Raw genomic sequence first — 24346 nt, 5'->3', positions numbered from 1 at the left:
TTAGATAAATTGATTATGCTTTAATTCCTGTATGATTATATCTTCTGTGATGTGTACAATATTTATATTCATCTCTTGACTACAAATAAGAGATAGCCGATAAAGGTTATCAACCATTATGGAATGACAAAATACATCCTTGCATGTTGACTTTATTTGCTGATTATCCAGACTGATTTCTGTTAATTTCATATGTAATCCCATACCCAACATTTTGGAATACGCTTCCTTTAGGGTCCATATTATATAAAAATAATCTAGCTTTTCTTCCAGTAATTGGATTCCCTTAAAATGAGCAATTTCTTTTTCACTCATAAAAAAATCAATACAATCAAAATCTATAGGTTTAATCTGTTCAATATCGATGCCAATAAAGCTACAAGTTGATACGGCCCCAGCTAGATATTGTCCAGAGTGAGATATATTAAAATGAACATCTGGCACATGGACAAATGGCTTACCATATGGACCATATTGAAAATGAATGTCAGTTAATCCTGCTTCTTTTAATAGAAGAAAGCGTTTAAAAAGGTCGGAATTATGTTTATGAACTTGTTTTGCTCTATATAAATAAACATTTATTGGATTGCCCTTGATCATCTTACGCTTTCACTGCCTTGTATAATAGTATCCTCTAAGCTTTGCAAATAAGAATCCTCTATTTCATAAAGGAAAAAGTGCCCTCCCTGAAATTTTTGAAGGATAAAGTTATGATGCGTCACCTCTTGCCATCTTCGTAAGTCTGCGGTAGTAAGATCTGGATCCTCTTCTCCAAAATGAGCAATAATAGGCGTAGTCAATTTTTGTCCCTTGTAGCAATGAGATTCATGCAAGATATAGTCGTTTTTAATGGAGGGTATTACAAAATTTAGAAATTCCTGATTTTCTAAAAGCAACGGCGGTGTACCACCAAGTCGATATAATTCCTCTATTAAATTCTGATCAGGCATGGCAGAATGATATTTATCCTTACCCTGACAGTGAGGTGCTTGCCGACTCGCAGCGACTAAAAGTTGTAGTTGTGTATGAGTATTTGTTTCAAGATAGTGTGCCACTTCAAATGCAATGGCAGCGCCCATACTATGACCAAATAATACTACCTTTTTATTTATTGAAATCTGTGAAATTGCCTGGGCTATTTTGACACTTACCCCTTTTATGTTCAAAATCGGCTCTTCACTTCTTCTTGTTGCCTTCCCCGGCAGTTCTACACTATACATATTTACTTGCGTACATTTACTTACCCACTCTTTATAATTTGAGGCTGATCCACCAGCATGATGAAAACAAAAAACATTGATATCACTATGATTATCACATGAGAATGGAAACCATATTTTCAAATCCATTTCAGCTTTCTCCTTCCGTATTTTCTAAAACAAATATTCGCTGTCCTAGTGGGTATAGTTTATGACCCTTATCAGGTTGTATCGAAATACATCTGAAGCCCACCTCATTAAAAATTTCCAGCCATTGTGCAGTCGTTAAAAAAGTAGAGGCTGTTTCCATTCTTTTATCATTCGCGGGCTCCATCATAAATACTTGCGAAATTAACATTTGTATAGACTCACCATCTGCTTCTGTTAAAATGACTAAACCATCTTTTTTTAATAGCGATTGAAGCATCAATAATATTTCCTTTGTATTTTTTACATTGTTTAACACACCAGCGGCTAGAATTATATCCTGAGAATTACTCTCAACTAAAAACAGATCCTTTCTATCTTCTACATCTATTTTCATAAATTCAAGCCAACTGATGTGCTGCAATGTTTTCTTTGCTTCATGAATAAAATAATTTGAAATATCACTAAATAAATAGCAGTTCATGTTATTTTGTAGCTGATTGTTTAGAATACTTTCAATGACTACTGTTGTGGTTGCACCAGTTCCTGCCCCAATTTCTAAGATATTTACCTTATCTTTTATTGCAATCTGTGCCGTGACAATGCTGGCGACTTCTTTATTCAGAAAATAAGCAATCATTGTATCCTTATATAAGGATGTAGCTACATCCATCTCACCCTCTTGAAAAAGCAACTGGACAGCAGATTGTTTACCCTTTATTAAATCTCCTAGTAGTTCAGCGTGTTTATAAAAGTAATTCATGACTTTGGCAGGCATCAATTGATCCGCCCATACTGATTTAAGCTCTTGCCACGCCATCTCTAGCTCTTCTGAAGTCAACACTGGATAATTTAAAACAAAGCCTGTATTTAGACAAAAAATATAACCATGATTCGTAAGTGCCGTTAACCATCTTTTAACTATAAATTGAAATCTATCATCGATTTGGAGAGCCTGAGAAATTTCTTCAACACGATATATCTTGTCCTTTGAAGTGAAGATATTGTTTTTTTGAAGCTCAAGTAGAATCGTTTTTAAACAAACCTCATTAAATTTTGTTACAGCCTGTTGAACACCATCCGTTGTTAGCAGCTCATAGCGCGCTTCCATTGATTTTTCTTTCCGAAGCTGTAATTTTATGTCTTCAATATTTAAAAATGGCTGAGGGATTCGCTCACAATCATTTGGATAACCTAAGGCACTCGTTAGTCCGCTCCATAGCTGTGCAGCTTGAATCATCTGCTGCCCCTCTTTTGCCATCTCGATCGAATGTATATCATGGGTAATCCAATTCGCTAATCTTTCAATATCCTGTAAAATAGCAGAAGGCCAAGTTTTTGTCAGAATGTCATGATAGGTAGCGTTATTGTTTGACGCAAAATCCTCTATCACAGGGCTAGTGAGCGGAAGAGAAGCCTCCTGTTTCAAGCCTTTTGGAACTAGTGAAATAGCAGGTATTTGCATTCTAGGTGTCCATATTACGGGTCCATTCGTATCAAAAAGAGTCAATTTTCCACTATCGAACCCTAATGTAATATGATGCATTAAGTGCATATAACTATCAGAGACAGCAACGTCTACTTGATTTTGTGCTCGTATCGTTGTTGGAATATCTTTTAGCATGGCGGAAAGCAATTGAAACGGCATATTGCCAGTAATCGTATCCTTTACCTCCCAGGGCTGAATATTCCCAAGCAGTTTTGTTAAAATATGAGCTAGTGGAAATGAAACCTGGGTTGCCATATCGATATTCAAATATAAAGGTTTTTCTTGCTGTATTATCGTTTGAGCCGCTTCTATAAATTTCTTGACGAAGGGTAAATGACCGTATAAATCTCCAACCATGAACTTAACACGCCGTTGTTTGGCCATCCGGTAACAGTCTATTAAATTTTGATAATGTACAGGCTGTTCTAATATGACATGAATGCCTCTTTTCAAGAATGCTATTGCAAGCTCTGTGCCCGAACCTCCCATAACGCTTGTAGGAACAACAATGCAAGCAATATCAATGTCATGAGGTATGTCCTCTATATCCGTATATAAATTTGTCTTATATACACTGGCACACTGCTTTGACCTTTGACTGCCTTGTGCAAGAATGCCTGCTAGTTCAAAAAGCGCCGAATATTGGATAGCCTCTAAATAAAATTGGCCAAATCTTGTGCCGCATACAAGTACACGTAACTTTTGGGTCACTACTGTATCACTCTCTCATTTATCTAGTTTTTATTAATCGAATAAATGACACGGTGGTGCCACTGCAAAAATGGCACCACTGCACATTTTGTTTAGAGCTAGTAAATATTCAAATAAAAAATACCTTCTTCTCTATGCAACATTTTATAATGTACCAATAACATGTGCTTCTTCCTTATTCTGATCATTCTTCTGTGCAACGAGATGTGCAGCCATGTCTTCAATGGTAGGATGTAAAAATAATTTCTCTAACGTTAAGGTATACCCTAGTTCACTAAGACGATTAATAAATCTAATTGCTTTAAGCGAGTCACCACCATGCTCAAAGAAGTTATCATCCACACTGCTATACGCCGTTTCCAAAATTTCTTTCCAAGCTTGAACAATAGTTTGCTCTTCTAGCGTTACTGCTTGTCTCCCCTGTTCTACAAGCTCAGTTTGATAAGAAATTTTATAGTGTGCTAGCTGCTTGCGGTTAATTTTTCCGTTAGCTGTTACTGGGAAGGATTCATGAACGAAATAATCATCTGGACACATATATTTAGGAAGAGTATGCTCTACCTCTTCTTTAAATTGAACAAGGTCTAATCTTTGAATATTAGAAGGTCCTTCTACCATCATGATGTATTCACCAAACCATTTAATGTCATCTCGCGGCCACTCCAATAAATAGTTAAAACCTTCCTCTTTCCATAATTGTTGCCAAGTCTCGCAATCTAGTAACGGTAATTTCTCTACCTTTCTAGCATCAGCAAGTTGTTGGTAGCCTTCTTCATAAAATGCCACGGTAATTAGTAATAGTGCATTATTCTTAACATTCTCAGTTAGTATCATAAGACCATCTGGCTTTAAGAGTCGCTTTAAATAGGTCATCGTATTATTTAAATGACGACTTCTATGGAGTGTATTTTCTGCAATGATTAGATCATAGGTATGAAGATCCATATCCTGATTATCAGGAGGGAGATTAACATCATATTGCTTAAATTTTACATACTCGTGAGTTGCCGCCGCCTTTTTACGATGTAGAAAATCAGATGATTCATCAGCATAGGTATATTGACCAGAGCTACTAAAATGCTGAGCAAATTGATGACTCCCCTGACCTGTTCTTGTGCCAAGCTCCAAGACATTTAGTCCTTGTTCTTCATTAGATTTTGATAATATGCTTATCATATTGTTCACTAAATCCTGTGTATATTGACTCCATAAATTATAGTGACCTAATTGTTCAGGTGTTAAAAATCCCTGAGAATCTACTAAATAAATCTTTGCTTGCTGCTCGCCTTTTAGAATGGCAAGTCTGGCCTCTTGAGAAGCGATTAGCTGCTCCTTTAATTGCCGGAATATTGGCTGTGTTTCACCAAGATGAAAATCATTTAATTTATTATTCATATATTGTAAAGCGTCTTCTTTACTGAAATTAACGATATAACTTGCCTGTTTCCTCTCTATAAAACCATATTCGACTAGATAATCTAGCCAATGACCGATTAACGATTCATACGTATTCGCAACAGCTCCTATTATTTCTGCTTTCATCAATACTTGACCCTGATTTTTAAAGATGTTCAATACAGATAAATCTAAAAACATCGTACCGACACTAAGCCATTCAATTGCTGCTGTATAATCGGAAAGTTCAGTCATAGGAAGGGTTGGCTTCATATGCTCTAATTCATTTTTTATTGTCTCAAGACTGATAGAAAGTTTCGTATCTGTTGTCATTGTTTCAACTAGATCATGCTGAATACCCTTATGAAGCTTTAGATGGCCTATTAACTTATTATCCTGCATGATGACAGCAGCCTGCTGTACAATCGGAAGCTTGCATAAATTGGCTTCAATATCCCCTAATTCTACTCTATGACCATTCATTTTAATTTGTTGATCTTCACGACCTAAAAATTCAATATTACCGTCAGGAAGATATCTGGCTAGATCTCCCGTTTTGTAAATCCTAGCTCCTGTTGTTGGATGGTATATAAAATGGGCATTCGTTCTCTCCTGATCATTACAATATCCTGTCGATAAACCGGTACCACCAATATACAAATTACCTTTTACCCAAACAGGACTATCCTCATAATTGGCATTCAATACATACAACTGCTGATGTGAAAGTGATTTCCCATATGGAATGCTCTTCCATGAATCTTCTATCATTTCTACCATAAAATAGTTGGACCAAATGGAGCATTCTGTTGCTCCTCCTAGACTGACAACTTGCGTATCTTTGAAAATACTTTTTATTTTTTTGGGAAGGGTTAATGGTATCCAATCACCACTTAATAGCACCCATCTTAGAGAATGCCCCTGCTCTGCAATAGTAGTAGCTGTTTGATGGTAATTCACAAACATTTCCATAAAGGTTGGTACTGTGTTCCAGATCGTAATGTGATGTTTATGCATTACCTCTAACCAATGCTCAGGGTCCTTTTGCCTCTTCACTTCAGGTATGACCACTGCCCCACCTGCAGCGAGTAAGCCAAATGCATCGTACACAGATAAATCAAAAGTAAAATTCGATAAAGCTATACTACGGTCAGAAGATGTTACTTCAAAACGTTTGTTTATATCTAAAATGGTATTCACCACACTCCGATGAGTAATTTCAACCCCCTTAGGCTTGCCTGTAGAGCCTGATGTGAAAATAATATAAGCTAAATCATCAGGTAATACTGTACGAAGTGTTGTCATTTTCTCTGACCGAGCTTCAATAAGTGACTCAACTGTATAAATGTTTAAACTTAAATGCCTGAATCGACTATATAAAGACTGTGTAGTAATAATTGTTTGGATATGTGCTTGCTGGATAATCTGCTGTAGTCGTTCTAAAGGTGTATCCACATCTACGGGCAAATATGCTGAACCTGCTCTCATAATTCCTAGTGCTGTAACAATTTGCTGCCATCCCTTTTCCATTAATATGATGATTGTCTGAGGTGGCTCTGTACGAATAGCTGATGCTATATTTTTTGACATTTCACCTAATTCTTTATAGGTAACTGTCTTCGTTGCATCAATAATTGCTGGATTCGCCGCAAATGTAAGCCATTGTTTTTCTATTAGACTGACAAGCGTTTCTTCCGATGTTGGTATTATGGCAGCCTCATGAATGATCTCCCGTTGTTTTGCATCTGGTAGGCTAATAACAGTAGATATCTGTTGCCACGCTGTCATACCCTGACTTAGTTGATCTAAAAGCTGCAGATACACATCAAACATTTCAGCCAATAAGTCTGAAGGGAATAAATCCTCTACACCGTCCCAGGATAGGATGAGCTCCCCATCTTGCTCGAATACTTGATGATCTAACCAAACTTGAGGTGTTTGTGATGCCCCATAAATGATTTTTCCTAGATAAGAAATATCCTCCAAATGATCTTTATTCACGCCAATGCCACTAGTAAAGACGATTGGCATCACAATATCGTTAAAATGGTTCCTGTCTTTTCGCAGCATTCGCTCGACTTCCACACCACTCACAAGTGTATGTTCAAGATCCTGCAATAATTGCTTTTGCACATCCTGACAGCGCATAATGAAATTACTATTGTGACGATGATCTATTTCAATCAATACTAAAGAAGTAAAATCTCCTACTAACTTATGAACATCTTCGTGTAAAGGTAGACGGTTAAAATGCGTTAAATTTAATGTAAAATGCTGATGACGGCTATATCTGCCTAATACCTCTGCATAGGCTGCCATAATAATTGTAGAAGGCGTCAAATGAAGTAGGTGAGCCATTTGTTTCATAGCACCCCATTTATCCTTCGTTAAAACTGCCTGATAGCGTGTAAATCTTTGTTCTTTGATTTCATTTGGCTGCTTCGCTAGTGGTAGCTCTGGGGCAGACGGTAGCTTTTGAACACGGTCTTCCCAATAATTCATATCATTTTTATACTGAGTGGAATTTTTTAAATCCGCCAGTGCAATAGCATAATCTCTAAAGCTGATATTGATGGTAGGTAAATTTTGAGTCGGCGTATAAGATAATTTATACCACTCATCAAATAGCAGAAAAATGCTATAGCCATCAAATACGGTATTGTCAAAGCTAACATGTAATCGTGTTGTCTGATCTGGACTTAAGCTTGCCTCAATATCAAATAATGGCCATTTGCTAACATCAAACCTACGCTGGGACATTTGATTTCTAGTTGCTTGTACTCCATTAGTAAAAGCTAAATGATCCTCATTCCTGTAATCATTAATGTGAATTTGATAAGCTGGTACATCCTTCAAAATTTGCTGAGACAATCCATTATTCAATACAACCACTCGCATGACATCATGACGCTGAATTAATTGATTCCAAGCCGCATTTACTGCCTCCATATCCAGTTCGCCACATTCAAGCTCAAAATAACAATGAGCTGACACATCACTTAAGTCATATACACTATTTCTTCCGAGCCAATAGGATTGTTGAATATCCGTTAATGGGAATGGCTCATATAGATGGGTTGTATCACTTTCTATATTTGCAAAAGATGTAATCATTTTTTCCTCTGTTTCAGCCATTGTTTGCTCAGCAATATAATGAGTAAAATCACTAAACTTTGGATATTTAAAAATTGCCTCTAAGGAGGTGGGTACATTCAATTTTTTCTGTAATTGACTATTAAGTTGTGTGGCAATTAATGAATCTCCACCAAGTTGATAGAAATTATCGTCTAGGGAAATATGCGATTTCTCTAATACCTCTTTCCAAACATTTGCAATTTTTTGCTCCATAGTCGTCATTGAACGTGTTGGTTCTGCCTGCTCCTGAGCCTCTATATCAATGCTGGCAAGTAATAGCTTACGATTTAGTTTCCCATTATTCGTTAAAGGCATTTTGCGAAGTAAGGTTATATGTCTAGGAATCATATAATCTGGCAATTGCTCTCTAGCATAGTCCTCTAGCCTTCTCTGATTAAATTGTTTTTTCACAGGAGAGGACTGAGCAATAAAAATATGGTGCGCATATAGGTGTGGATGATTCATCACATTCACATTTGAAAAACCAGCTTTTTTAAAAACCTCTAGCCATTGAGTATCCGCTAATAATGGCTGACAAATTTCTTTTCTTTCATCTTCAAATTGTGTAAATCCTTGTTCCTCAAAGCCTGTTGTAATGAGCTGCAGACTACTATTCATCGTGTTTTCAGTAGTGATCATCAAGCCATCCACATCTAAAAGCTGCTCAATAAAAGGCATCGTTTCTGGTAAATTTTTTATTCTGTGTAGCGCATTATTGGCAATTATCAGGTCATATTTATGACATGTATAGCCTTGTAAAATAGGGTCAATTTTCATATCCAAAGTAGCAAATTCTATCTGGTCTGAAAGAATGGAATCGAATTTACCTTTAAAATACATAGAAGCATCCGTGATTGTATAATGATAATCAACACCTGCCAATTGCTGAATGATAGCTTTTGTAAATGAGCTACTTCTCGCTCCAAGCTCTAAAATGTGTATCGGCTTTTTCTTAGCTGTACTAATCCTATTAATAATGGTTGCTACTAGACGATGACTTTCTATAGCCCCTGGTTCTTCACATATCACCTCCATCGGTGATAATGCATTTTCAGAAAATAATAAAGAAGCTGGTGATATTTTTCCTGTTAGTAGTGCTTGCCCATTCTCAATAAAGGAAGTACTGAATTTCATCATATTCGGGTAATGTGCGAGAGGAGGTAGCTGACAGGCTGCTAAATCCATCTTATTTGTATAGGTGATATGATCTATAGTCGCTACTACATGTAGCTGATGTAGTAAACTAAACCATTGGAAAATAAGCTCATAATACCTCGTATCTACCTGCTTTTCTTCTATTAGTTGTTTAATATTGTAGCTTTCTCCTTTATTCATAGGAAAGTCCATTTGCTGTAGAATCGATGTTATCCCATAGCAAGTTAATTGATCGATTTCTTGCATAAATTTCTGCATCGCTTCTAAATAATCAAAGTCACTAGTGTCTGAATTTTGAGAAACTGATTCTATCACGCTTCTAACAAGTTTAGGGATGTTGGAAGATGTCGTCTGAAAATCAAAAAGATCACCAACATCCTCAGCTGTGATAAAAGCATGAAGTTGATTTCCGTTTTTTTGTTTAGTGGCGAGAACTACCGCATCTTTAATACACGATTTATTTTTCAGGCTTCTTTCAATCTCACCTAATTCAATCCGATGTCCGTTAACCTTGACCTGTTCATCTTTTCGACCTAAAAATAATAAAACGCCATCATCTACATACTTGCCATAATCCCCTGTTCGATACCATCTTTGTCCATCAATAGAGATAAACTGGTTATTCGTTTGCTGGCTATTTCCCTTATAGCCCTCAGCAATACTGTTACCGCCAATCCATAGTTCACCTGCAACTTGGTTTGGACAATCCTCGCCTCTTTCATTGACGACACGATACTGCTGATTTGGTAACGGGAACCCATAGGGAATACTCGGATATTTATGAACAGTATCATCCGTTACTTTAAAATAATTAGACCATATCCCACCTTCAGTGGCTCCACCCATGGCTATCAAGGTACCATGAGGCGTTTTTAATGATATCTGCTGTACTAAATCTGGTTTAATCCAATCTCCAGATAAATAAATATGCCTAATTGATGGGAGGCTTTTCTCCTCATGCTCTAGCTCTGCACATAACATCTCAAATAAAATAGGTACAGAATTCCATAATGTAACACCAAATTCTTTAATGTAGTGTACCCATTTATCTGCACGTCGCACTTCCTCTTCACTTAGTAATATGAGCTTGCCACCAACAGCCAACAAGCCAAACATATCATAGACTGATAAATCAAATTCAGATGCAGATACAGCTAATACACAATCTTCACTATTGATTTGATTAAGCTGATTGACAGCATAAATGGTATTCCATGCAGCTTCATGCGTCATCTCTACACCTTTTGGCACACCCGTTGAGCCAGAGGTGAAAATAATGTAAGCAGGAGAGGCTGCATCATAGATGATTTCAGAACATTGCTCGCATCGTTCTGCATCTTCAACAGATAAATACCAAACGCCACTGTCATCATCTAGGTGAGGTTGGTCTGTTACAATAAACCGGATATCCGCTGCTTCATAAATTTTTCTTCTTCGAGACAATGGCTGCTTTAGACCAATTGGTACATACACTCCTCCTGCGGCTAAAATCCCTAAAATTGTAGCAATCTGAGAAATGCCTCGTTCCATTAATAGTCCAATTGCCTCCCCCTTTTGGATACCGTTTAGGTGCAAATATTGAGCAATGCGTCGTGCCTTTTCCTGTAAAGCACCATAAGTGATTGATGTCTGTAGCGCAGGAAATATCAATGCTTGCTCATTAGGGATTTGTTGAGTTTGTGTAAAAAATGGCGCATGTAGGCAAGTTGGCTCAACTGTCATTTCCGACTGAACATTTTTTCTAATCGCTAATTGCTCTGTTATCGGAATATGGAGTGGCATCGACCAATCATCCCTTTTAGCAACACTATCCACTGTTTGTTTAAAGCTTGTAAACATTTCATCAAGGACCTGTGGCTTAAATACATCATCAATACTATCCCAAATTAATAGTAAGCCACCATCCTGCTCAAACACTTGGAAATCCAACCAAACCTGTGGTGTTTGGGAAATCATATAATGGATATCGCCAAATACTGATTTAAACTCTTCATTCAATAAAGGCGATCCGATATTACAGGAAAAAACAACAGGAGCAATTTGTTGTTCACTGTTATGCAGACGCACATAATCCCTTTGCACATCCACACCAGAGTAGGCTGTATATTTCATATCTGTATGAAATTGGTTTTGAATGGTTTGTATATCCTGTAAAAATGTTCGTTGCTCCTGTAAATCAACCTCGACTAGAAGGATTGTTGTAAAATCAGCCACCACTTCTTCAATCGTATGCTTTGTTGTTGATTGCCGATTAAATAATGGGAGATTGATCAGAAAATGATTATTTTCGCTCCATTTATTAAGAATTAGACTATAGATGGTTAGTAGTGTCATAGCAGGAGTGACGCCTGATCTTGCTGATGTATATTTTAGTTTTTCCCATAGCTCCGCTCGTAAAAAATAAGAGCGTCGATAAAATGTTGCATCTATTTCAGACTTATTCGAGACTGGTAATTGAGGCTTTGTGGGTAGTGTTTCTAGCCTGTTAGTCCAATAGACCATTGCCTCTTGTCTCTCCTGGTGATTTTCTTCGTTTTTTTCCACTAAATATGATGCAAAATTCCATTCGAGAGGCGCTTGGGGCTCCGCGTTGCGATTATACAATGCAGCTAAATCCCTTAATAGTATTTGATAGCTTTGGACATCTGCTACTAATAGGTCTATATCGAAAAACATACGGCCTTTATTTTCTGGTAATAAAGTGATTTGTAATTCTGCCACTTGCCCCTCGTCAATCTTTAGTAGTCTATGAGAAGTTTGCGTTCGTATTTCCTCTAAATGGTGTTTGATCTGCTGCTCATCCGCCATTCGATAATCATGAACGATTAAGGGCTTCACCTGTGATTGTTTTAAAATAAATTGTTGCCCATCTGCTGTAAAACAGGATCTCAGCATTGGATGATGCTCCTGTAGCCTCTTCCATGAAGCTGCTAATCTGTCTGTATCAATCTGTTCCACATTAATTTCTAAATAGCCATGACAGCCTACATTGCCTAGATACTGTCCATCGTATCTACCAACCCAATAGGCATGCTGAACTTCGGTTAAAGGGAAGGGCTCATACATATCCACATACTTTTGGTTCTGCATATGAGGGAACTGTTCCTCAGAAATTGCCTCCTCTAACAATAATTGTCGCCAGTCCTTTAAGTAAGGTTTTTTTACCAACTGCTCAAAAGTCAATCGATAACCAAGTTTTTTACTTACGTTAATAAGCTTCATCATTTCAATAGATGAAAGGCCCATATGTAGTAGGTTTGCATCGTCCGCTATTTGCCCACCAGAATTCAACATATTGCATACTTCATCTCTAAATGCTTGCCATTTTAATAAAACCTCTGTCTCCATTGAAGTTCCTCCTAAGCTAGATATTGTGCGACTAATTTTTTCTTGTCGGATTTCCCTACATTAATATAGGGAATAGATTCTACATACACTAATTGATCAGGAAGTTTAGTATTTGCTACACCGTTCTCTATCATAAATTGACAAAGCTCCGTTAACGAAAGCTCCCTATCTTTTTTTACAACAAATGCACAGATTCGTTCCCCTAATTCCTGATCAGCAACACCTACAACGGAAGCATCCACAATGTCATTATGCTCAAGAAGATAGCTTTCAATTTCACTCGGGATTACGTTTTCCCCAGCTCGATTAATCTGCTCCTTCACTCTTCCAAGAATTTGAATATTCCCCTCCTCTGTTATACGTGCTTTATCTCCTGTTTTAAAAAAAACATCTGTCGTAAAGCTTAACTGATTTATTTCTGGTAACTTATAGTAACCAAGGAAAGTGTAGGGGCCTTTTTGAATCAGCTCACCTGCTTCTCCCAGCGCAACCTCATCACCGTTCTCATCAACAATTTTAAATTCATCCCCTTTTGAGATCGGCTTACCTTGACATGAAATAATCGTGTCAATATCATCATCTGGTGAAGTGAAGCAAGTAATACCTTCTCCTAGACCATAACCCTGAATTAGCTGACATTGAAATTGTGTCATCAATTGGAGAGCCAATTGCTTCTCTAGCTTAGCTGCTCCTAATAAAATATAGTCAAGGGAAGATACATCTGCATGCTCCTCCAAAGCGAGAGACTCTACCCATAAATTTGCTATAACAGGTACGATAGAGGTAAAGGTAACTCGCTCTTTTTCAATCCATTCTAGTGCTTCATCAAATGTACTCGTTGAGCTTAATACAACCTTACCGCCTTTACTTAAAGTCCCTAGAACACCCGGTGAACAAAGCGGATAATCATGTGCAATGGATAATACCGCAAGATAAGTACTATTTTCTGTCACCTGACAACGGTCTGCTGCTGCTTTTGCATTACATAAGTAAGCAGTATGTAATTTTGGAATGACCTTTGGCGATCCTGTCGTACCTCCTGATAGTAAAAATAAAGCAATGTCTTGATAAGAGGATTGATGCTCCATGAAGTCATCCTTCTGTGCACAAAACTGGTTTTCTAAATCTCCCAATGAAATACATGTATCGTTTGGTTCATCTGTAATGATTAAGGAAATACTTGGCTGTTTCATTGCTACCTTTTTAGCCATAGATTGATAGTCATAGCCGTGGAATGTGGATGGTATAATGATTGCTACAGGCTCTGTAAGGTTAGCGACATTCGTAATATCTTTTTCTCGATGTGTCGGCAATAATAATATAGGTCTTGCGCCTATTATAAATAGTGCAAAACAAGCCTTTACAAAAAATATATTATTTGGTAATTGTAGTAGTACATTGTCCCCCCTTTTAATACCTTTCGCTAGTAATCCCTGTCCTAAGAAGTTAGCTGATTGATACAGCTCCTCATAAGTTAATGATCCTGCTTGATCCACAAGGGCTACCTTCTTCTTGTACATAGTTGCCCAATTTTTTAAAGCATCTGCAAGCGACAATGGTTCCAAATAGCCCTCTTTCTCATAATGCTCCAAAAATTTCGTAATCTTTTCCTCTATCTGTATGCTGCTCATCCTTTTTAACCTCCAGTATGACAATATCTGAATCCGTAAAATGTTTCCTAGCAATATATAAGTTGACCGGTTGGAGCAGTTGCTCGAACTCACTTTCAGTTCTTTCCTGGCCATTACACAATGTCCAAATATGCATATCCCCTAAAAAAGCGGGTAGTGCTTGTCTTGACACTTTTTCAGGAAGTATTTTTTCAATAATCAACAATACATTATCGTTAGCCATTACCGCTGCAATATTGCTGAGTATGGCTGTAGCCTGACGATCGTCCCAATCATGGAGAATTCTTGATAAGACATACATATCCGCCTTATGCTCAAGAGGTAAAAAGAAATCTCCTTCGATGAATTGGCATCTCTTCTGTAAGCAGGATATACGAATCGTTTCCTCTGCTTCTGCTTTGATATAGTCTTTATCAAGGATGATTCCCTCCGCTAATGGAAATCCTTGTAAAAGCTGTGTTATTACAACACCAGCACCACCTCCTATATCAACAATTCTCTTAATATCAGCCACTTTTCTTGTCTGAAATAATAGCTCTAAATTTAACTGTGAACTTGATTGACGCATCATGTCATTAAATGTACCTAAGCGATTTTGGCTCATTTCATTGATTTCAAAAAATGCCTCTCCCTCCATCAATTCAATAGGAGAAAGATTATTTTTTAATCCTTCATAAAAATAGCCCCACGCTTTCATGCATATACGGCCATTAAATAAAATCATTGCAGCCATGGAATCTTCACTATCATTTGATAATTTTTCACCTAGAGATGTTAACGAGTATTGATCATTTTCTTGATAGACGAAATCCATTGCTATCAGAACCTTCATAAATCGCTCTAATAATAAAGGAGAAAGATGAAGCTCTTTGGCCAATTGTTGATTTGTCATGCTTTTGGAAAACAAAGCATTAAAAATGCCAAGTTCAACCGCGCTATATACGATATATGAGTGAGAATAGCCCTGTATCATGTTAATGACTTTCATTTTTTCTACATCCACATTATTTCTCCCCTATAATTGAAATACATTCCGTTTTTATGAGTTGTTGCATCAACTCTTCCACATCAACTATTGATTGCGCAAAGTAACACCCTTTTTTATTTGTACTATTCCTTTCTTGCATTTGCATCGCCACACAAGCAGCTACAACTCCAGAGCCATAGTTCCAATTCATATTACTTTGTAAGTAACTTGTTTGTGTTTTACCATTTTCTTCTGTTTCAACATATATAATAAAACCCTCATGTTCATCATCTTGTGTATGGTAGGTCTCAATTAAACGATGAGCAGAGGCACGCTTTTCCTCCTCAGTTTTATATAGCTGCATAGCCTTTATCATAATAAAATCACTCAGTATTTTAGACGTAGCGAAGGTATTATAAAAATAGGCATTGGCAATTCTATATTCTTTTATACAGGCTATAAACTCCTCGTTCATCAAGGGGAGTGTGTATACTTGATGAAATGGAGCAGGTAAAAGCTTTTGGCTCCCTATTCCTGAAGTTAATTTCTTTATATCCCCATTCCTGTAATAGGACATTCCATAGCCCTCATCTTTTTCTAAGCTGGAGATAATATCATAAGCCCCTGTTTCAGAAAAGCTACCTTTACCAGCAAAATAGCAGCTAATACGTTCGACCCATTTTTGGCGTAATAAATATGCTACAAACATTTCTGTCAAGCCAGGATAGACACCGCCAGATATGGCACATGTTATAGGATTATTGTGTTTTGCAAGAGCATCCTCTATTGCCAATTTCATTGCTTTATCACCAGATACATCAATATAGGTAGTATTCGTTACTAGACAAGCTTCAGCAACTCGTGCAAGTATGAGGGAAGAGGGTCCAGCCGCATTTATAACCAAGTAACAATTCTCACAGAAGGCTTGAATACTAACTTCATTAAAGACATCTACTGCTTGGTATTTCATTGTCTCAGACTCTTCCCCAAATTGTTCCATAAGCTTTGCTATCTTCCGACCTCCTAGTAATAATGAAGCTGAATAATTGTTCAATAAAGTTTTAACAGTTCCCACACCAACCTGACCTGTTGCGCCAATGATTCCTAAGTATTTTTTATTCATATTGACTAATACTCCCCATTTGAATTGGTGCTAGCAAGATGTCAGCCACACGAGATGCATTGTCATCATCTTCAATACATGTAATGTGATTCCCAGCAATCGCTATTTCCTCAAAATGACCAATGCACAGGTCTTTCCAAAACTTTAATGTGTCCTGCCTATCAGTAAAAATAAAATCCATATCCTCTTCTGCCACTAAATAGCGAATATCTCCGAAATATGCCATTGGTCGCACATTGGACCCTTTAAAGCTGTGTAAATAAATGTTATAGTATCCCTCTAGCATCTCATCTGGAATGATTTCACCCGTTTTTTTCTCTATGGCAGCTCGATAATCCTGAAAGCGCTGTTTTCTGCTTCGTTGTGATAAATTCTTGATAAAGCGGTAAATTTCTTTAAACTCTTCTACATGTTTAAGCTCCTCAAGACTTGATGCGCTTAAACTCTTATTATGTTGATAGAAAATATGCATAATAGCTTCCATCAAATGTTGATTGGATGCACCTTTATAAACATCCTCAACAGTAATATAGAAATTCGTAATAAAGATTAATTCTAGTGCTATAGAATCCTCGATATCATATAAAACCGGCGCACTATCAATTAACGTAAAATCAATTATTTCCACACCTCTTTCCATCAGTCTTCTAGCCATTTCAAGAGCAATCAGCCCACCCATGCAATAGCCAATTAATTGAACTTGCTTCACTTGTTTTGCCATAATTTGTTGTACATAATCATCTGCTAAATGATCAATTAACATGGCACTATCTAGGGCTAAATACTGGTCAATATCTTGAATAGAAATACTGATAACTGTTCCTAAATCTTGTTTTGCTAAATGCTTGTTTAAATATTTAAAGGCGTTCATTGTGCCTAATCCTGCATGAACGACAATTCGGTATGGTTCACCATGAGAGGAGGATTCCTTCTTTAATAAACCTATCGTCTGGGCTTGATTTCTTTTATTTATATGTTGATTTTCCTGCGTCTCTGTCACTGTATGTTGCATTATTTTTTGTGCAAGTAATTTAATAACTGGCTCATTTAACAATTGACGAAGAATAAAGTCAAAAGTAATTTTATGATATTGATTTTCATTCTCAATTGATTTTTTTATCTTCCCTGCCAATTGTGATAAGGATAAGGAATCTGCTCCATAGTCATATAAATTTTTATCCACCTGAATATGTTCGATCTGAAGAATATCTTGTGCAAAATGGAGTAGTGTTCCCTCTAATTGAGTGATTACTTTTGCCTGTTGTAGGTTCTCTTCAGCTTGAACCTCCTGTACTAGCTGCTGCACCTGTTTCTTGATCAATTGGCGATCTAATTTATCATTTGCATTTAGTGTAAGCTTCGATAAAATAAATAATTTGACGGGAACCATATAGGACGGTAGTAGCTGTTCAAGATAATCAATGAAATCATTACATAGTACATTGTTTGGAGCATACTCTGCTAGTTGAACGACAGCATAAAGATGCTTATTATCTAGTACGACTGCACAGGAATCGTCTACTTGCTCATGTTTATTTAATAATGATTCAATTTCCCCTAGGTTAATAAGATTTCCACGTAACTTCACTTGATTATCAAGACGTCCGATAAATTCAATTTCTCCATTGTCCAAATATCTTCCATAGTCACCAGTTCTATAGAGCCGCTGCTGTTTAATCGTTGTGATAAATCGTTCATTTGTCATTTCAGTATTCTGATAGTAGCCTTGTGCAAGACTATCTCCCGCAATATACAGCTCTCCACGAACCCAATTCGGGCAGTCCTCATTATGTTCATCTAAAATATAAAAGCATTGATTTGCTAAAGGGTAGCCATAAGGTATAGACTCTCTCTCAAAGTCTTCTTCACTGCAAATATGATAATTGGACCAAATACCCGCTTCTGTAGCACCGCCTAGGGCAATTATGGTACTCTTTGGAAATGCAGTTGCACATTGCTTAACCATTTTTGGTGGTACCCAATCTCCTGATAACAGTATCGTTTTCATGGAATCTATTACGAATTGCTCCGTTTCATCAACAGCTAGTAGCATTTTCATTAATGCTGGCACTGTATTCCATAATGTTATCTTTTTAGTTTGCAGACATGATAACCAATAGTTTGCATCATACAAATGACCTTGTTCTGGATAGACAATCGTACCACCAGCAGTAAGCAAACCAAAGATATCATAAACTGATAGATCAAAGTTAAGCTTAGATAGGGCAAGAACACGATCATGGCTAGTAATACTAAATCGCCTATTAATATCTGTAATTGTATTCATGGCTGCAGCATGAGACATGGCAACACCCTTTGGCTCTCCTGTTGAACCAGATGTAAAAATAATGTAGGCTAGTTCATCCGGATCACCCTTATAAACGTCATAGGAAATGCTTTCTCTTTGTTCTAGTAAATTAGCTGCAATGCATTGTACCTCTAAGCTTTCATAGATTGGCTGATGTTCATCCACAAGGATAGCCTTTACTTGACTTTGATCGATTATTTTCTTGATTCGACTAATCGGCTGAGCCTTATCAATCGGCACATAGACTGCTCCTAGCGATAGAATAGCCAGCACACTTGCCACTTGACAAATGGATTTTTCAGAAATGATGGCCACCTTATCCCCTTGTTGTAGCTGATGTTTTTGAAGTAGATTACCTACTGTAAACACCCTATCTCTTAGTTCAGCATAAGAGTATTCCTGCTCCCCTTCGATGACCGCGATTTGTGTAGGCTGCTGACTTGCTTGTTCGAAAAAGCCTTGGTGTAACAAATGTTTTGCTTGGTTCAAATAGGTATTATTGACACTTGCTCTTTGTCTTGTTTGTTCATTTGGCAAGTTTACCAAAGCTGCTGATTCCCAGGCTTGATCTTCATGGACTAATTTTAATAAGGCGATTTCGAATGCGGAAAACATATCAGCTATTACATTGGCTGGAAATACACCCTTCCTCACGTCCCAGTTCACACGCAAGCCATTGTCATCATCCATGACCTGACAATCAATAAATACTTGTGGTGTTTGACTAATACCATACTCATTCATTTTTCCGATTAATCCATTGGAATCGATAAGATTAATAGCACTTGTGAAGACAAAAGGCATTAAAGCATATGCTTGTCCTTTTTGTCTTGTTATTTCTCTCAGTACCTCTACGCCCGAGAAGCTGCTATGGTCTAAATCTCGAAACATTTGCTGTTGAATCTGACGAACATGATCTATAAAAGGCATTTCAGCTCTTCTACAATCAACCTCTGTTAAATTAATAGATGTGAAATCGCCAACAATTCGGTGAACATTTGGGTGGACAGGTAATCTATTTAAAAGAATTAAATTGATGGTAAAATGCTTGTTTATGCTCCATTTCGCCAGACATTGGCTATATAAGGCGAGCAAAACACTAGTAGCCGTTTTACCTTTATTGGAAATGGAAGATTTAAATTTATCCCAAGCGGCTTTATCTAATTGAATAAAATAGCGTTCAAAGCATTTTTCATCCTGTACTAATGACAATTTAGGTAATGTCGGTGAAGGCGGAAGTGTTTGAATTCGGTTATACCAATAGTCTTTATCCTCTTGATAGTTCTTCTGGTACCTCATCTCCTCCTCTATCTTTACATACTCTTTAAAGGTGAAATCATTTGCTGGTAATATAACATCCTCATGAAAATAAAGCTCTTCAAATTCTTTTAATAAAATCCAAATACTTGCCCAATCGACAATTAAAAAATCAAAGGAAATATGCATAGTCGTGCCATGTAATCGTTGACTCAATGAAATATCAAAAAGCGGCCAGCTTTCAGGTGTATAGATTTTATGCCCCAAATGTTGCCTAATTTCCTGTAGTCGCTCCTTATCTTCGGCACCATTCCTCATTAAATCTTCAAATGCAATTTCAATGTTCGGTATGTCATCCATGACACTTTGATAGCCATTCCGATGAATGGTCGTTCGTAGCATTTCATGCCGCTCTATTAACGTCGTCCATACTTGTTTAACCCTCTCACAATCAAGATGGTCATATTCAAGCTCCATGTAAATATGGCTGGAAACACCACCATATTCAAAGCTGTTCATGCTGCCCAGTAGATAAGCAGATTGAATAGGGGTTAATGGGAATGTGTTAGCTTGCGCTTCTTGCTCCAAAGCAGTAATTATCGCCTCTTTATTCATTTTTAGAAATCCCATCACTTCTTCAGTCATCTGATTCTTACCTGCTTTAAAATGAAGCTTTCCCTGATTCGTCCATAACTCAATTCCCTGTGCCTTTAACTGGATTATTTCTTTTTTTACTTGCATCCTATTTTCACTCCTCACCTTTTTCGTAACTATGTACCCTCAGTGTATTAAATTTGCTCCATGTAGTAATTTAGTATCAACTTTGTCTGTCAGTCCTTCAATGGTAATACCATCTATGTTAAATTTTTTAGATTCCTTAATTGTTAGCATTGCCTTATCAACTAGCAGGGTATTTAATATTTCTGCCATTTCATCTGGACAGCTAATCGTCAAGGAATGAATATATTGAGAGCCGTTTGAATGCTCAATCTGCTTTGGCCTCTGAGGTGTATTATAGGCTGATACAACAAAAGGTAAATCGCAAGGGGACAGCGAAAAGAATCCATAGGTAACAATTTCTCCTGTCGGTTTCTTTCGTCGTCCATTTAACACCTTTGATGTACTAATACCTAAATGATTGAGTTCATTTCTCACTAAATGTAAATTTTCTTGCTTTGCAATATCCTCTTCATAGCCTTCTAATGCAAAATCTATAAGCCCTTCACGCTGAATCATCCATTTCACCCAGCGCTCTCTCATCGATCTACCATAGAGAATCCCTAATGGAAATTGTATCGGAGACATAAATCGCTTCATTTCAAATAGTTCAATAAATGGCCCTTGATTGAACCAGATAAATGCATTTAGTGAATTTTTAGGGTCTCTTCCCCATTCAACCTGAAATCCAGCTTTTTCATAATCATGGACAGCCTTTTTAATATCATATACCCTGCACTGAATATGACTAATTTTTAACACATAAATTCAACACCTTATAAGTTATTTCAAATCCTTGAAAGTTCAGTCTACTTAATTGATAATGATTATCATTATCGACTACTAACATAGATTCTAAAATATTGTAAAAATAAATACAATAGTCTTTATTGGTTATTTTTGAAAAAATATTTTACCTAAAATAACAATTGACAATGATTCTCATTTTCAAATATACTCGACATGAGTATAACCCTAAATATTCCAAAAAAAAAGGAAATAACCTGTGATGATTATTTCTTCATTTCGAAAGGAGCTATTCACATGATAAAAAATCTCACATTACGGACGGAAGACTTTATGACAGTAGGCATTTATACAAGCATTTATTTTGCCTTATTATTTACCATCTCGCTATTAGGGTATATCCCCATTTTCAATGCTATCTTACCAGCCCTAATCGGTATTTTTGGAGGTGTTCCCTTTATATTATTTTTAGCAAAAACTGAGAAATTCGGCATGATTACGATGAGTGGTATTATTTGTGGATTAATCATGATGTTAATGGGCGGTAATGGCTTTTATCCCCTTCTAACAGGTCTAATTTGTGGCTTCATTGCAGACATACTTTTTATAAAGCTAAAATCAAGTACATTTTCCATGACATTATCCTTTGCTGTGTTTAGTTTATGGACAATTGGTCTATATCTTCCTATTTATCTTCATCGAACTACTTACTTTTCTAATATTACTGTTCAATATGGTGCTGAGTACGCCAATAAATTAAACAGCTATATTCCTGATTGGACACTATTTCTATTTATTGTCATGACTTTTGCTACAAGTCTAATAGGAGGCTTGATTGGTACTAAATTATTAACAAAGCACTTCAAGAAATCGGGGATTGTTTAATGAAACGACGGATACAAATAGATCCACGTACTAAGCTGCTGTTGACAGTTACAATAAATATCATTACTGTAAGTGCTCCACAAAATGGCTGGTTTCTGTACATATTACCGATTCTATGGGGAATTCCGGCTATTTTGCTATTGCTGTATCAGAAATACAAAATAGCCTCCTATTATTTGATTTTACTAGTATCCGTTACAACTTTTCAGTACACGGTAGCCCCTTATATACACGGTGTATTGTTCTTTCTGTTATTAGGGATTATCTCCATTTCCCTAAGGCTACTTCCAGGTATTATGATGGGCTATTTTCTTCTATCTACAACATCTATAAGTGAACTTGTTGCTGCTTTGGAAAAACTACATATGCCAAGGGGATTCATTATTTCACTCTCTGTTATGTTCCGTTTTTTCCCAACATTAAATTATGAATATATTTATATACAACAAGCTATGGCATTCCGAGGCTTAACAGGATTTTCAATGCTGCTGCACCCAGTAAAAGCTATGGAGTATCGTCTTATTCCACTTATGGTATCAGCCTCAAAGATTGGTAATGAATTAACAATGGCATCCTTAACTCGCGGTTTATCTGCTCCTAACAAAAGAACAAATGTCAGTCAGCTTCAATTTTATCTGCAGGATTTTCTATTAATCACCACTTGTATTGTCGTTTGGCTTATTTTTATTTGGGAGGTGTTTTTATGATTCAGCTTCAAAATGTTTCCTTTCAATATCAATATCAATCGAAAAAAGCGCTAAACGCTATTGATCTAGAGATTTCAGCTGGAGAGGTTATTGTGCTCTGTGGAAAGTCGGGCTGTGGAAAAACTACGATTACTCGATTATTAAATGGCCTTATCCCCTATTACATTAATGGCGAATTACAAGGGACTATTCGGGTAGCCAATCAAGATATTCAAGCAATGGAAATTCACGAAATTTCAAAGCTTACAGGCTCGGTTTTTCAAAATCCTAAAACCCAATTTTACAATATCGATACTGACAGCGAGCTAGTTTTTACAGTAGAAAACTTTGGCTTGCCCTCTGATGAAATACTAAATAGAAAAGCTATGATGGTAGAACAGTTTGAACTACAGCCACTTTTACAAAGAAATTTATTCCATCTTTCAGGTGGAGAAAAACAACGAATAGCCTGTGCATCAGTTGCCATACATAATCCTCCCATCATTATTCTAGATGAACCTACCGCAAATTTAGATAATGAGGCAACAGCTCAGCTTGGGGAAATGATTGCTTTTTGGAAAAGTCAGGGGAAAACGATCGTTATTTCTGAACATCGACTTCATTACTTACAGAATCTTGCAGATCGATTTGTTTATTTGGAGGACGGGCAAATCAAGCATATTTTTGCCCAAAAGGAGATGCTCACTATGTCAAATGAAGCACTTTATCAATTAGGGCTTCGAGCGATTCATCTTGAGGAATTGATGCCTCAGCATGATCGTTTGTTGGATCAAGGAGCACGTTTTAAATTGGAGACACTCTCTTATTTCAATCATGATTTTCAGCTAAAAATTGAAGGGTTTGACCTTCCATTCCCTGCTATCATGGCTATTACTGGTCACAATGGTGCTGGGAAATCGACATTCGCTAAATCCCTGACAGGTCTCAACCGAAAAGCCTCCCCTACCTTTCACATCAATAATGTGAAATTTAGAAAAAAGCAATGCCTTCAGGCTAGTAGCATGGTTATGCAGGACGTACATCACCAGCTTTTTACAGAAAGCGTGCTAGCAGAAATCTTACTCTCTATGCCAGAGCCAAATGAAGAGCTAGCATTAGATCTACTGGCTTTACTGGGCGCCTCTGAATTAAAAGACGCACATCCACTGGCTTTATCAGGTGGGGAGAAACAGCGTGTAGCCATACTTTCTGCAATTGCCGCAGATAAACAAGTGATGATTATGGATGAACCAACGAGCGGACTTGATTATCATCATATGAGAAAATTTGCAAATTGCATGAATATTTTGCGTAATCAAAATAAGCTTGTGTTCATTATCACACATGATCCTGAGATGATTGCACTTTGCTGTGACGGAACCATTGAATTATCGCAGGGCATGATGAAGGACATTACATTATTTAACAAGCAAAGGGTGTGAAATG

12 protein-coding genes are annotated in these 24346 nt (G+C 37.0%); 3 read left to right on the top strand and 9 right to left on the bottom strand.

From position 1 onward, the window contains the following. The 9 genes from AC2CGN_RS06655 to AC2CGN_RS06615 all read right to left on the bottom strand — a co-directional run bounded on the left by AC2CGN_RS06655 (nucleotide 1) and on the right by AC2CGN_RS06615 (nucleotide 21344). Entirely contained in the window at nucleotides 1-600 is a 600-nt protein-coding gene (locus tag AC2CGN_RS06655) for a 4'-phosphopantetheinyl transferase family protein (RefSeq protein WP_484512806.1), read from the bottom strand. Beyond that, nucleotides 597-1349: a thioesterase II family protein gene (locus AC2CGN_RS06650; RefSeq protein ID WP_484512804.1), complete on the bottom strand. Its 753-nt coding sequence runs from the start codon at nucleotides 1347-1349 to the stop codon at nucleotides 597-599. The genes AC2CGN_RS06655 and AC2CGN_RS06650 overlap by 4 nt, the downstream gene beginning before the upstream one ends. A gap of 1 nt (nucleotide 1350) precedes the next feature. After that, the gene (locus tag AC2CGN_RS06645) at nucleotides 1351-3546 is read right to left on the bottom strand and encodes a Gfo/Idh/MocA family oxidoreductase (RefSeq protein WP_484512802.1); all 2196 of its coding nucleotides are present in this window, start codon (nucleotides 3544-3546) and stop codon (nucleotides 1351-1353) included. Between the two features lie 144 nt (nucleotides 3547-3690). Beyond that, complete coding sequence (locus tag AC2CGN_RS06640; RefSeq protein ID WP_484512800.1) at nucleotides 3691-12579, bottom strand: amino acid adenylation domain-containing protein; 8889 nt, start codon at nucleotides 12577-12579, stop codon at nucleotides 3691-3693. Nucleotides 12580-12590: 11 nt separating this feature from the next. Next, entirely contained in the window at nucleotides 12591-14210 is a 1620-nt protein-coding gene (locus AC2CGN_RS06635; protein WP_484512798.1) for a (2,3-dihydroxybenzoyl)adenylate synthase, read from the bottom strand. Continuing rightward, nucleotides 14158-15213 carry a methyltransferase gene (locus AC2CGN_RS06630; RefSeq protein WP_484512796.1) on the bottom strand — a complete coding sequence of 352 codons (1056 nt, stop codon included), beginning with the start codon at nucleotides 15211-15213 and terminating at the stop codon, nucleotides 14158-14160. Before AC2CGN_RS06630 ends, AC2CGN_RS06635 begins: the two co-directional genes overlap by 53 nt. Before the next feature lies 1 nt (nucleotide 15214). After that, nucleotides 15215-16300 carry a saccharopine dehydrogenase NADP-binding domain-containing protein gene (locus tag AC2CGN_RS06625; RefSeq protein WP_484512794.1) on the bottom strand — a complete coding sequence of 362 codons (1086 nt, stop codon included), beginning with the start codon at nucleotides 16298-16300 and terminating at the stop codon, nucleotides 15215-15217. Then, complete coding sequence (locus AC2CGN_RS06620; RefSeq protein WP_484512792.1) at nucleotides 16293-20606, bottom strand: amino acid adenylation domain-containing protein; 4314 nt, start codon at nucleotides 20604-20606, stop codon at nucleotides 16293-16295. The genes AC2CGN_RS06625 and AC2CGN_RS06620 overlap by 8 nt, the downstream gene beginning before the upstream one ends. A 39-nt stretch (nucleotides 20607-20645) precedes the next feature. Continuing rightward, nucleotides 20646-21344 (bottom strand): VOC family protein, encoded by a 699-nt coding sequence (locus AC2CGN_RS06615; RefSeq protein WP_429981479.1) that lies wholly within the window; start codon nucleotides 21342-21344, stop codon nucleotides 20646-20648. A 282-nt stretch (nucleotides 21345-21626) separates the two neighbouring features. On the opposite strand from AC2CGN_RS06615, the gene AC2CGN_RS06610 reads away from it, so the two are divergent. From AC2CGN_RS06610 to AC2CGN_RS06600, 3 genes are read left to right on the top strand one after another with little or no spacing between them, the layout of a single operon-like run. Continuing rightward, complete coding sequence (locus tag AC2CGN_RS06610; protein WP_484512790.1) at nucleotides 21627-22214, top strand: MptD family putative ECF transporter S component; 588 nt, start codon at nucleotides 21627-21629, stop codon at nucleotides 22212-22214. Beyond that, nucleotides 22214-22921: an energy-coupling factor transporter transmembrane component T gene (locus AC2CGN_RS06605; RefSeq protein WP_484512788.1), complete on the top strand. Its 708-nt coding sequence runs from the start codon at nucleotides 22214-22216 to the stop codon at nucleotides 22919-22921. Before AC2CGN_RS06610 ends, AC2CGN_RS06605 begins: the two co-directional genes overlap by 1 nt. Next, a complete protein-coding gene (locus AC2CGN_RS06600; protein WP_429981476.1) occupies nucleotides 22918-24342 on the top strand; it encodes an energy-coupling factor ABC transporter ATP-binding protein in 1425 nt (474 codons plus the stop codon). Before AC2CGN_RS06605 ends, AC2CGN_RS06600 begins: the two co-directional genes overlap by 4 nt. Nucleotides 24343-24346 lie beyond the last annotated feature (4 nt).

This window comes from Lysinibacillus sp. DFXJR4 (assembly GCF_057196045.1).
The sequence above is the reverse complement of the archived record's forward strand: the minus strand, read 5'-3'. Positions and strand labels throughout refer to the sequence as shown.

Bases quoted from the DNA above. Each gene is read 5' to 3' on its own strand.
- AC2CGN_RS06655 (WP_484512806.1), bottom strand. From the start codon at position 600: ATGATCAAGGGCAATCCAATAAATGTTTATTTATATAGAGCAAAACAA.
- AC2CGN_RS06625 (WP_484512794.1), bottom strand. From the start codon at position 16,300: ATGAATAAAAAATACTTAGGAATCATTGGCGCAACAGGTCAGGTTGGT.
- AC2CGN_RS06610 (WP_484512790.1), top strand. From the start codon at position 21,627: ATGATAAAAAATCTCACATTACGGACGGAAGACTTTATGACAGTAGGC.
- AC2CGN_RS06650 (WP_484512804.1), bottom strand. From the start codon at position 1,349: ATGGATTTGAAAATATGGTTTCCATTCTCATGTGATAATCATAGTGAT.
- AC2CGN_RS06640 (WP_484512800.1), bottom strand. From the start codon at position 12,579: ATGGAGACAGAGGTTTTATTAAAATGGCAAGCATTTAGAGATGAAGTA.
- AC2CGN_RS06600 (WP_429981476.1), top strand. From the start codon at position 22,918: ATGATTCAGCTTCAAAATGTTTCCTTTCAATATCAATATCAATCGAAA.
- AC2CGN_RS06620 (WP_484512792.1), bottom strand. From the start codon at position 20,606: ATGCAAGTAAAAAAAGAAATAATCCAGTTAAAGGCACAGGGAATTGAG.
- AC2CGN_RS06605 (WP_484512788.1), top strand. From the start codon at position 22,214: ATGAAACGACGGATACAAATAGATCCACGTACTAAGCTGCTGTTGACA.
- AC2CGN_RS06635 (WP_484512798.1), bottom strand. From the start codon at position 14,210: ATGAGCAGCATACAGATAGAGGAAAAGATTACGAAATTTTTGGAGCAT.